Here is an 11264-nt window from a genome sequence, read left to right as displayed (position 1 = left end):
TTACGTTCTTTGGCATAATAAACGCCCTGCCCGTAAGTGGACACCCAAAGTGTTTTGTCTTTAGCTTCAAGTATAGCTGTAATAGGGGTATTGATGTATTTCTGCAAGGCAATAACAGGTGCGAGTTTTTGTCCCTGACGCTTAGCCAGAGTACCATCATTAAAACCTACCCATAGTTGCTTTTCACTGTCTTCATAAATAGCAGAAACGGGCTGAGCAGTTGCAGAATCTCCGGGGAGCGAGAATAACTGGTAATTGGTGCCGGTATAGCGAAGCAAGCCATACGATGTACCCAGCCAGATAAAACCCTGCCAGTCCTGGTGCAGGAGGCTTACTTTTACAGGCTGATTATTATATTCTACCTCTGTGGAATTGAAATGTAGCGATTGCCCCAGCACAGGAAACTGTACCAGCGCCAGCCAAATAGCTGTAACTATAAGTTTGCCCCAGCCTTTCCGTTTCATAGGTTAATTTTGAGGCAAAAGCGTAGCATCTATAGTTACGTTTATCTCTTCTGCAATTTTCTGGTTCACGATCTTAGGGATGGTGATGTTATGATCCTGAAGGGGAACTATAAATTCGGATTGAACAGAAACCGTATTTCCTTTTATAGTTAGTGTGGCTTTTATGATCCGCTCCACATCCACGCCATGTACTGCCAATTTACCTTTTGCACGTACCGTGTACAAGCCATCTTTTGTAAAATCTATGGGCTCTATGATCTTACCCGAAAAGGTGCAGTTCGGAAAACGCGTGCTTTCCATATAGTTCTCATTGAAATGCTCACGCTGCAGCGCGCTGTTAAATCCTTCGAACGAAGTATTAGCCACCGAAAATGCAAAAGTCTGGTCCTCTGTTCTGATAAGGCCTTTTAATTTTGTGGAGCCGGCTTCTATCAGTTCGAGCGGGGCCTCAGATTTAAAATGAATACGGGCTTCTTTGATGCGGTATAGTTGATATACAGGCTTGTAAAAGGTAAAACCAGCGCTTACCAGAACAGCAAAGCTGCAAAACATCAACCACAACCATTTACACTTTTGCATCTGCTGTTATTTTAATTATAAAAAAAACGCCTTTTCTATTTTGTTGATGAAAGAATAAAGCCAGTAAAAATAAGAAAATTTATGGTTTTCAGAAGGGTAGGATCACTAAGTTCGAATGAAATAGTTTTGTTTAAAGGAGTACATTTCGGAGAAATCAGATCAGTTAGTTGGAGAGGATCATGATTTCTTTATTATAAGGTAAGAATTTAGGTCGACAGTCCTAACCGAATATGAAATCTATCGAACAAAAGAAGCCGCTCCATTCAATGTGAAGTAGCTTTTTCCTTTCAGTAGATAAAAGGATGGTAATTATCGAATTATTTTATCAGAAATATAGCGGTTATATACTAACTTTTGAAAAAAAGTTGATGGTTCAAACTCCCCTCAGTTTACTATAAAAGTTATCACTATAGCTGTCACTGATCGGTATCACCTGATCACCTATCCAGATCCTGTTCTTTTCTATGTGATCAATCTTATCAATAGCCACCACGTAAGAGCGGTGTACACGTGCAAAGTCCTGGGTGGGTAACAGCTCTTCCAGCCTGGCAAAACTCAGTAAGGTCATGATCTTCTCCTTGGCTGTATGAATGCGCAGATAGTCTTTCATACCCTCTACAAACAAAATTTCGCGTGTTGCTATTTTCTGTATGCGGTGACCAACCTTCAGAAAGATATACTCTTGTTCATGCTTTGTTTCTGTCTTGATTTCCTTTTTATCCGGTAGCTGCCGGTTGCTTTGTTCCTGGTACAAACGCAGTACACCTTTGTAAAACCTTTCAAACGAAAAAGGCTTCACCAGGTAATCTTTCACTTCCAGTTCAAAGGCTTTCAGGGCATACTGATCATAAGCCGTTGTCAGGATGATCATGGGCTTCGGGTTTAGCATCGGGATGAAGCTTAGCCCGTCCAGGTCGGGCATGTTGATGTCCAGGAAAAGCAGGTCTGGTTTGTCTTTATCCAGTTGGGCGGCTGCCTCAAGAGGGCTCATAAAGGTGCCTTTCAGTTCCAGAAACGGAACCTTGGCTACATACTCTTCCAGTATTTCCTGAGCCAGGTGCTCGTCATCAATTATATAACAGCTCAGCTTCTCTTTCATGCGCTTGCGTGTGCAGACCGTAAATCTTTAACGTAACTATAAATAGTTCGCCCAGGTTCTCTATTTCCAGGCTATGCTTTTCGGGGTACAGCAATGCCAGCCTTTTCCGGACATTTGGCAGCCCAATGCCGCCTGGTTCTTCTAATGTCTTACCAGCGCTGTTACCAATTGGGTTCAAAATACGGAAGGTAAGTGTATTTTCTTTTACTTCAATTGTAAGTTTAATATCTCCGGGTTCCAGTCGGGCGGTGCTGTGTTTGTAAGCATTTTCCAGCAGGTGAATGAACAGGAGCGGAGCTATATACCAGGTTGTTGTGTCTCCTACTACTTCCAGGTCTACTACCGGGCTCTTTTTGTATCTAAGCTGCTGCAAACTTACATAGTCCTGCAGGTAGTTCATTTCTCTGGATAGGGGCACCGTGGCCGAGTTTGATTCATAGATCATGTAGCGCATCAGCGAAGACAGACGAAGTACAGCTTCAGGTGCCGCAGGCGCTTGCTTGTAAACCAAAGTATGGATGTTATTGAGCGTATTGAACAGAAAGTGCGGGTTGATCTGTGACTTCAGGTAATGTAATTCCGCTTCTACGGCCTGTTTTTCCAGTTGCTCTTTTCGGATAGTATTAAGCACCAGGTTCTCCGTGATCCTTGCCAACCAACCAAGAAATGTAAAGGCAGGTACAACCGTGATCAGAGTCATCATGTAGTACTCGTAAGAATCCTGTAATGTCTCCAGCCCTTTAGGGTGAAAGATTACAAAGGGAAGCGGACCGAGCAGCATGATAGCTAATAGCCTGAGATAGTAAGCTCGGTTCTTCTTCTTACCCGAAAAATTGATGAGCAGAGAGAAATTACCGTAAAAAACAAGCAAGCATGTCAGGATGAAACCGGTGGTTAAGCTTAGCCGGTGGTCTCCTTCATCGCTTAGCTGTAAGGCTACCAGCAGACTAAACAGCGTCCAAAGTACGAGGTGGACCAGCACAAAGATCTTTTTCACTCTCTCCATAAAGCAAAGATATTTTTTCCGGTCATTATCTCTTTATCTACTCGGCAGGAACCTTATACCAATCTACGAATCCGCCTTTTGGGCCGGTAAGCACTTTGGCCGATGCAAAACAGCCGTTGGCAGATTGCTTTACAGCAGTAGCATATCTCTTTTTGATTTCCTGGGGTGTCTTTTTTCCTTTATTCTGAAATGAGCGGGAATGCATCCTATATCCAATGATGCTTTGGTAAACTGTCCCCTTGAGGGGGCCACAGGGGTATAATCGTCTGCTGATGATCAAAATTTAAGCAGATGCTTCTTCATCAGTAGCAAACACCCCTATAGTCCCCTCACGGGGACAGTTTATTTGTCGCTTCATTTCTACCTGATAAAGAATACAAAATAATAAGAACTATGGAAAATCAACAGTTCAGTCTCACCATCCGGAATGTTTCCAAAACCTATGGCAACGGAGTACAAGCATTAAACAATGTTTCGCTAAAAATTCCGTCTGGCATGTACGGCTTGCTGGGCCCAAACGGAGCAGGCAAGTCTACACTAATGCGAACGCTGGCCACACTGCAGGACCCGGATGAAGGTACTATTCAACTCGGCGGAATAGATGTGCTCTGCCAAAAAGAAGAAGTGCGCCAGACGCTGGGTTACCTGCCACAGGAGTTCGGTGTCTACCCAAAAGTGAATGCAGAAGATTTGCTGGATTACTTCGCCGTTTTGAAAGGCATTACCAGCCGCGCTGCCCGCAAAGAAGTGGTGGAGCGTTTACTTAAACAGACAAACCTATGGGACAAGCGCAGGCAAAAACTAGGCGGCTATTCTGGCGGCATGAAGCAGCGTTTCGGTGTGGCCGTGGCGCTGCTGGGCAATCCGAAACTACTTATAGTTGACGAGCCAACGGCGGGACTGGACCCGGCCGAGCGCGTGCGTTTCCTGAATCTGCTCAGTGAGTTGGGGGAGAACAGCGTGGTTATACTTTCCACCCACATTGTCGAAGATGTGAGCGAGCTGTGCACCAATATGGCCATCATCAATAAGGGGGAAATTTTATTGGAAGCAGAGCCGATACAGGCAGTTGATACATTGAAAGGCCGTATCTGGCGAAAGTTGGTTTCCAAGAATGAATTGCCCACACTGGGTCAGGAGCATCAGGTTATTTCTGCCAAACTGTTTAGCGGACAAACTATAGTTCATGTATACAGTGAAGAGAACCCCGGAAACGGTTTTGAGTTGGTGGAGCCGGACCTCGAAGATGTATACTTTAGCACCATGGCAGGTTTTAACAGAACCTGTCAGCAAGTGGAGGAGGTAAGCATATGAAGTTCCGGAAAATTTTTCAAATGGAGTTTGCCTATCAAGTTCGCAGCTTCACTACCTGGCTATACTTTTTGGTAGTAGCAGTGCTTGCTTTTTTATGGGTAACCGCCAATTACTTAAGTGATGCACAGGAAGGCTATTTCTTACTAAATGCGCCTATTGTGATAGCGGCTGTCACGGCGCTATGCATTTTGTTCTGGCTTCCGTTAGGTGGGTCCGTGGCTGGTGATGCCGCAGCCCGGGATGTGCAGACACGCATGTATTCGCTCACCTACACTACGCCAACCAGTAAAGCCACTTACCTGGGAGGGCGGTTTCTTGCTGCATGTTTTCTTAATTTAATTGTCCTGCTTTCTATTCCGCTGAGCATCCTGTTCTCCCTATACTTTACAGGTGTAGAGCCCGAAGTGATGGGGCCATTCCGGTTATCAGCTTACCTGACTAGTTTTTTTTACCTGCTGCTGCCAAATATATTTATTGTAACGGCCATTCAGTTCTCATTGGCGGCGCTTACCCGTCGGCCTATGGCCAGCTATCTGGGTGGTGTGATTCTCTTTGTGTGTGCATTTGTTTTAGAATTGGTGCTGCAGGATGCAAAAGCATGGGCGAACCTGATAGATCCCATCAATTTCAGCTTTGTTTTAAATCAACTCTCAGGTGAATGGAGTCCACTGGAAGTTAATTCACGTCTGCTTTCCCTGGAGGGGCCGCTGCTCATTAATCGCATACTTTGGCTCAGCATCTCTGTTGGCTTATTGGCTTTTACCCACCGTCGTTTCAGTTTTGTTCAGCCCACAACAGGAGTAGGGAAGACGCAGTTAAATCAAACCTTAACCAGTCTGCCAGCACAGGAGTGGCTGAAATGGAGACCGGAGAATACATTAACGCAGATAAAAGGCGTTTTTAGCTTCAGAACTCACTTACTACAGCTGCACTTCATTACCTGGAGATCGTTTCTGCAGCTTGCTAAAGGCCGTATCGGTTTGCTGTTATTGATTGCCCTTGCCCTACTAATAGGTTTTGCCATACCCGGAAACATGGAAGCCAAAGATGTGCCTTTACTACCCCGTACCGATCAAATGGTTAATTTCCTGACGGCACCCCTAATAGAAATTAAATCCTTCTGGATATTGATCACCCTGCTTACTTTTTTTTATGCCGGAGAATTGGTCTGGAAGGAAAGAGATGCCGGGATACATGAGATAGCCAACGCAGCCCCGGTACCGGAGTGGGTGCTGTTTGGGAGCAGGTTTTTAGCCTTAAGTTTTATGCTTATAGTTTGGCCAACGTTGCTGTTGCTGGCAGGTATTGTTGCGCAGTTAAGTATAGGCGGTGCCCCAATTGAGATTGGGCAGTATATAAAGGCGCTTTTTGGGCTTCAGTTTGTGGAATGTATGCTGTTTGCCTTGCTTGCACTGGTTGTGCATGTACTGGTTAATCAGAAATACCTGGGTCATTTTTTCGCCCTGCTAGCCTATAGTTTCATCGCGTTTGCTCCTAGTCTTGGTATTGGGCACAAGCTGCTCATCTATAGTTCCAGCCCGGGTTGGACCTATACCGATATGGCTGGCTTTAACTTATCACTGGAACCATGGCTGTGGTTTAAACTATACTGGGTATCGTGGGCGCTGTTATTGGCTGTTGTGGCAAAACTGTTCTGGGTGCGGGGCAGGGAAGAGAAGCTTAAGTCACGCTTCAACTTGGCTGTCCGTCGCATTACCCGTTCTACAGTTATAGTTGCTGGGGTGGGGGTAACGGGTATTCTACTGTTTGGTGGTTTTATTTTCTACAACACCAATGTCCTTAACAACTATCTTTCTCCAACAGAAATAGCAGAGCGGCAAGCGCAGTATGAGAAACGCTACGGTAAATACCATCTTATGCCGCAGCCCCGGCAGACAAGTGTAAATCTGAACGTGGAGATTTACCCGGATGACCGTAAAGCGACAGTGAAAGGGGCTTACCTGCTTGTGAACCAGCATAAGGAATCAATAGATGGTGTACATGTCGCTACAGTACCGGGAGTTGAAACAAAAGCCATAACTTTTAACCAACCTGCTGCCAGGGTGCTTGAAGATGAAGAACTAGGCTACCATATCTACAGGTTGGAAAAGCCACTCCAGACCGGCGACTCTATACAACTCAGCTTTGAGGTGCAGGTGGGGAGCCAAGGTTTTTCAAATAGCGGAGCGGATGTGTCTGTAACACCTAACAATACCAATTTCCGAAACTATGAGTGGTTGCCTGCCATAGGTTACCAGTCGTACCGTGAGCTGGATGATGCTGGTTCACGCAAAAAGTACGGGCTTGCTCCGCGACCTGCAACGCCTTCTCTTTATGATGAAAAAGCGCGCATGGAGTCACCATTTGCAGAGCGGATTACTTTTGAAGCAGTGGTGAGTACAGATATCGATCAGGTGGTGGTAGCACCCGGCAAGCTGCAGCGCACATGGACGAAAAGGAACCGGCGGTACTTCCATTTTGCGACAGATGCGCCTATACGCAATGAATATCATTTTTTCTCAGGCAACTACGCTGTACATGAAGGAAAATGGAAGAATCCTTCCGAAGGTTCAGGGCAGGACGTCAGCGTACAGATCTATTATGATCCGGGGCACACACTTAACCTGAAGCGCATGATGAACAGTGTAAAAGCTTCTTTAGACTATTACAGTGAGCAATTTGGCCCGTACCCACACCATGCCATCCGGTTTGTAGCCTATCCGGGATATGCGTTCGGAAACCATGCATCTCCCATAAACATTACAGCCGGCGAAGCATTCTTTATCATGAACCCGGACAAGGACGAACGAAAGTTTGACCTGATAACAGCGGTAGTGGCACACGAGGTAGCGCATCAATGGTGGGGAAACCAGGTTGACCCGGCCCATGCAGAAGGAGCAGGATTACTTTCCGAGAGCCTGGCGTGGTACTCGGCAATGGGTGTGCTGGAAGATTACTATAGCCCGGAGCACCTGCAACGGCTATTAAGCTTCTTGCGGGAAGAGTATGAGACACCCAAAACACAAGCCGCTGTACCGCTGCTGCAGGCAAATGACTGGTATCAGAACTACCGCAAAGGTCCGTTTGCACTGTATGCCCTAAGCCAGTACATCGGCAGGGATAAAGTTAACGGTGCACTCCGGAATTTGCTGGAGAAGCATGGTTCCGGAAAGTTTCCGTTACCTACTTCGCTTGACCTGTACCACGAATTGCAGGCAGCCACTCCTGACTCGCTACAGCCGCTGCTGCATGATCTGTTTGAACAGAACACTTTCTGGGAACTGGGCACGGACCAGGCCACAGCCAAACAGGTGGAATCAGGTAAATGGCAGGTAACCATCCACGTGCAGGCACGGAAGTTTGTAGTAGACAGTATAGGTGTAGAAACGAAACTACAGATGAATGACTGGGTAGAGGTTGGTGTATATGGCCCTGCGGAAGAAGGGAAGGCAACAGGGAAGTTACTTTACAAGCAGAAGCATCATCTAACCGCGGCTAAGCAGAAGATTACGGTAACAGTACCACGCAAGCCCGCTCTTGCCGGTATAGACCCCAACAACCTGCTTATAGACTGGGAGATAAAGGATAACCTGAAGAATGTAAAGTTTTAAGAAACTGTAAGAGCTGGCGTAATGATTCAGGAACGTTATCTGATCATGATGCTTAAACGAAGAGTTTGACTGGCAAAATAACTGCGCGACCTGTAGCATTAATGGTACTCTTATGACCGTTTATTTAGTGGCCAACTTTTACTGCTGAAGCTGTACTAGTAACACAACATATAATTTTAAAAGCCTTAAAAGCCACTTCATTTAATGCGAAGTGGCTTTTACATTTAGTAGTCATAACACTGCTCCTAAAACCGGACAAACCTGTTCAATACTGAACACTTTTTTTAAAGTGCTAAATATCAAAAACTGTTATAATATGTTGTAAATCAATAATATATAAAATTGGCATGTATGTTGGCTAAGAAGATCCTGTAGGAATATATAAAACTATGGATCGCGAATTGTCTGCTAATACAAAACAAGCCAACAAACTCAGACGCTACACACAGGTTGGTGTCTTTTTGGCATTATTGGTCTTCGCTATAGTTGGTTTCAGAACAATGCTAACGCCAACTGTTAGTAGCGATAAACTTCGCACTGCGGTGGTAGAGCAGGGCCCTGTTGTAGTTACCTTAACGGCAAGCGGTATGGTAGTGCCAGAGCAGGAACAGGTAATCACCAGCCCGATACAGGCACGGATAGAGCAGGTAGTGTTGAAAGCAGGTGAGCAGGTAAATCCCGGTGACCAGATTCTGCTTCTCGACAGATCTTATACTCAGCTGGCTTACGATAAACTGAAGGACGAACAGCAACTGAACCAGCATAAAAGCGTGCAGATGCGATTAAACCTTCGCAAGACATTGAACCAGCTGGCTTCTCAGTTAACTATAAAACAGCTTAAAGTTAAAAGTCTGCAAGCCCAATTGACAGATGAAAAATACCTGTTAAAAATTGGCGGCACCACTCAGGAGAGCGTGAACCAGGCCGAACTAAACCTTAAAATTGCCCAGCAGGAACTCTCTGAAATTAAAGATGACATCGCAACCGAGCGCGAGCTTTTGAAAGCAGATGAACAGGAGCTTGGCTATACCCTGGCTATGCAGAGCCGATCGATAGAAGAGTTACAACGCAAAATGGAACAAGCAGAAGTAAGGGCATCGCATAAAGGAGTAATTACCTGGGTGAAAAATGAAATTGGCAGCACTGTAAACACAGGAGATGTTATTGCCCGTCTAGCCGATCTGAGTAGCTATAAAGTAAAAGCCACTATTGCCGATACCTACGCCGACCAACTGAAAGTAGGAGGCAATACTATAGTTCGCATCAATAATACTGATCTGCAAGGCACGATCTCATCAGTAGAGCCCACGGTTAGCAATGGCATAGTTACGTTTTATGTAGCCCTCCAGGAAAAAGCCCACCAGTTACTGCGACCTAGTTTACGTGCTGATGTATTTGTAACAACTGCTTCGAAAGGCAATGTACTTCGCGTGAAGAACGGACCATACTTTAACACTGCCAAGGGGCAGCAGGTATTTGTGGTGCTGGACAACGAAGTATTCAGAAGAGCCGCAACTATAGGTGTAAGCAATGTGGATTTTGTAGAGCTGGAATATGGTGTGAAACCCGGAGATGTTGTCGTGATCTCAGACATGGCCGATTATCAACATGCTGATAAGATTAAGATTGAATAAGAATTACCGGCTTATCTGACAGAACTGTAACTGATACCAACAACAAAGTAAACCTATGAAAAGCGTTTTTACCTGTTTAGTGTTTATAATGCTGCTTTGTTGCGCTCAAAGTATAGCCCAGCCTGCCCGCCAATTAGGTTTGCAGGAGGTTATTATAATGGCGCAACAGCAGTCAGCAGCTGCAAAACAGGCTGATGTGAGCCAGGAAAGCAGCTACTGGCAATGGCGCAGCTTTAAATCTGATTATCGTCCGCAACTTAGTCTAAACGGTACATTGCCTGATTTCAGCAGAACCTATACACCGGTAATTCAACCAGATGGCACCACCGATTTTAAACCGGTATCTATAAACAATGCTGATGTTGGAGTAACGCTACGGCAGCTGGTTGGCCCAACCGGAGGCAGTATATTTGTAACCTCGCTCATGCAGCGTTTTGATGATTTTGACCGCAACATAACACGCTATAACGGCAACCCGGCTATAGTTGGTTTTGAGCAGCCACTGTTTGCTTATAACCCGTTTGCGTGGGCTAAAAAAGTGGAACCGTTGCGCTACCAGGAGTCGCAACGCCAGTTTGTGGAAGACAAGGAAAGTATAGCTGTGGAAGCTACCCGTTTATACTTTGACTTATTGCTGGCACAGGTAAACCAACGCATCGCCACCCAGAACTTAGCCAACAACGACACCCTTTACCAGATAGCTGAACAGAAGTTTAAACTGGGCCGCTTATCTAAAAACGACCTGTTACAACTAAAACTGGCTGTTTTAAACGCTCAACTCGCTCAGGACCAGGCTGAACTCGACGAGCAAAACGCTACGCTTGCGCTAAAAACTTTCGTAGGATTGAAAGACACAGAAGCCCTGCAGCTAAGTATACCAGACAACATACCGGAAGTTGTAGTTTCAGCAGAAAAGGCCTTGGCCGAAGCAAAAAAGAACCGGAAAGAAGCTGTCAGTTTTCAGCGTCGCCTGCTGGAAGCCGAAAGCCTGGTTGCCAAAGCAAAAGGTGATAATGGTTTGAATATGAGTGTTTTTGCCACTTTCGGTTTATCAAACAGTGCCAGTAACTTTACGGATGTTTATACTCGACCTGAGAACCTGCAACGCGCCCGCATAGGTTTTAACATGCCGCTTCTGGATTGGGGCCGTCAGCGCGCTAACTATAAGGTAGCAGACCTGAACCGCCAATTGGTACAGCATACTATAGCACAGGAGGAAGCTACTTTTGAGCAGGCCGTGCAGGCACAGGCAAACCAGTACAACACACTTTTACGCCGATTGGCCACTACGGCGACTGCCGATGAGATTGCCCGCGAACGCTATGAGATAACCAGGAACACTTTCATAGTTGGCCGCATCAGTATCACGGATCTGAACATAGCTTTAGCAGAAAAAGACCAGGCACGCCGGGCTTACATCACATCGCTCAGTCAATTCTGGGTAGCACACTATAGTTTAAGGCAACTCACCTTATTCGATTTTGAAAAGCAGCAACCTATTGTAGCAGTAATAAACACCAGGTATAAGAACTAACCAACAAAAGACATAAATTTAGA

8 protein-coding genes are annotated in these 11264 nt (G+C 45.6%); 4 read left to right on the top strand and 4 right to left on the bottom strand.

Going from position 1 to position 11264, the window contains the following annotated elements; genetic code table 11:
- From ABS362_RS17610 to ABS362_RS17595, 4 genes are all read right to left on the bottom strand, one after another.
- Window positions 1-464, bottom strand: a 464-nt coding sequence (locus ABS362_RS17610; RefSeq protein WP_350414140.1) for a two-component regulator propeller domain-containing protein, incomplete at its 3' end; no start/stop codon positions are given.
- A gap of 3 nt (window positions 465-467) precedes the next feature.
- The gene (locus ABS362_RS17605; protein ID WP_350414138.1) at window positions 468-1043 is read right to left on the bottom strand and encodes a YceI family protein; all 576 of its coding nucleotides are present in this window, start codon (window positions 1041-1043) and stop codon (window positions 468-470) included.
- A gap of 373 nt (window positions 1044-1416) precedes the next feature.
- On the bottom strand, window positions 1417-2142 hold the full coding sequence (locus ABS362_RS17600) for a LytR/AlgR family response regulator transcription factor (RefSeq protein WP_350414136.1): 726 nt from the start codon (window positions 2140-2142) through the stop codon (window positions 1417-1419).
- Complete coding sequence (locus ABS362_RS17595) at window positions 2111-3148, bottom strand: sensor histidine kinase (RefSeq protein ID WP_350414134.1); 1038 nt, start codon at window positions 3146-3148, stop codon at window positions 2111-2113. Before ABS362_RS17595 ends, ABS362_RS17600 begins: the two co-directional genes overlap by 32 nt.
- 393 nt (window positions 3149-3541) lie before the next feature.
- On the opposite strand from ABS362_RS17595, the gene ABS362_RS17590 reads away from it, so the two are divergent.
- The 4 genes from ABS362_RS17590 (at window position 3542) to ABS362_RS17575 (ending at window position 11241) form a co-directional block, all read left to right on the top strand.
- Window positions 3542-4462, top strand: a complete 921-nt coding sequence (locus tag ABS362_RS17590; protein ID WP_350414133.1) for an ABC transporter ATP-binding protein — start codon at window positions 3542-3544, stop codon at window positions 4460-4462.
- The gene (locus ABS362_RS17585; protein WP_350414131.1) at window positions 4459-8073 is read left to right on the top strand and encodes a M1 family aminopeptidase; all 3615 of its coding nucleotides are present in this window, start codon (window positions 4459-4461) and stop codon (window positions 8071-8073) included. Before ABS362_RS17590 ends, ABS362_RS17585 begins: the two co-directional genes overlap by 4 nt.
- A 389-nt stretch (window positions 8074-8462) precedes the next feature.
- The gene (locus ABS362_RS17580; RefSeq protein ID WP_350414129.1) at window positions 8463-9707 is read left to right on the top strand and encodes an efflux RND transporter periplasmic adaptor subunit; all 1245 of its coding nucleotides are present in this window, start codon (window positions 8463-8465) and stop codon (window positions 9705-9707) included.
- A gap of 55 nt (window positions 9708-9762) precedes the next feature.
- Window positions 9763-11241 (top strand): TolC family protein, encoded by a 1479-nt coding sequence (locus ABS362_RS17575; RefSeq protein WP_350414128.1) that lies wholly within the window; start codon window positions 9763-9765, stop codon window positions 11239-11241.
- Window positions 11242-11264 lie beyond the last annotated feature (23 nt).

It is taken from the genome of Pontibacter populi, from assembly GCF_040278685.1.
Taxonomy (GTDB): domain Bacteria; phylum Bacteroidota; class Bacteroidia; order Cytophagales; family Hymenobacteraceae; genus Pontibacter; species Pontibacter populi.
This window is presented reverse-complemented; position numbering and strand designations above follow the sequence as displayed.

Coding starts and splice junctions, on each gene's coding strand:
- ABS362_RS17590 (WP_350414133.1), top strand. CDS start 3,542: ATGGAAAATCAACAGTTCAGTCTCACCATCCGGAATGTTTCCAAAACC.
- ABS362_RS17600 (WP_350414136.1), bottom strand. CDS start 2,142: ATGAAAGAGAAGCTGAGCTGTTATATAATTGATGACGAGCACCTGGCT.
- ABS362_RS17575 (WP_350414128.1), top strand. CDS start 9,763: ATGAAAAGCGTTTTTACCTGTTTAGTGTTTATAATGCTGCTTTGTTGC.
- ABS362_RS17595 (WP_350414134.1), bottom strand. CDS start 3,148: ATGGAGAGAGTGAAAAAGATCTTTGTGCTGGTCCACCTCGTACTTTGG.
- ABS362_RS17605 (WP_350414138.1), bottom strand. CDS start 1,043: ATGCAAAAGTGTAAATGGTTGTGGTTGATGTTTTGCAGCTTTGCTGTT.
- ABS362_RS17580 (WP_350414129.1), top strand. CDS start 8,463: ATGGATCGCGAATTGTCTGCTAATACAAAACAAGCCAACAAACTCAGA.
- ABS362_RS17585 (WP_350414131.1), top strand. CDS start 4,459: ATGAAGTTCCGGAAAATTTTTCAAATGGAGTTTGCCTATCAAGTTCGC.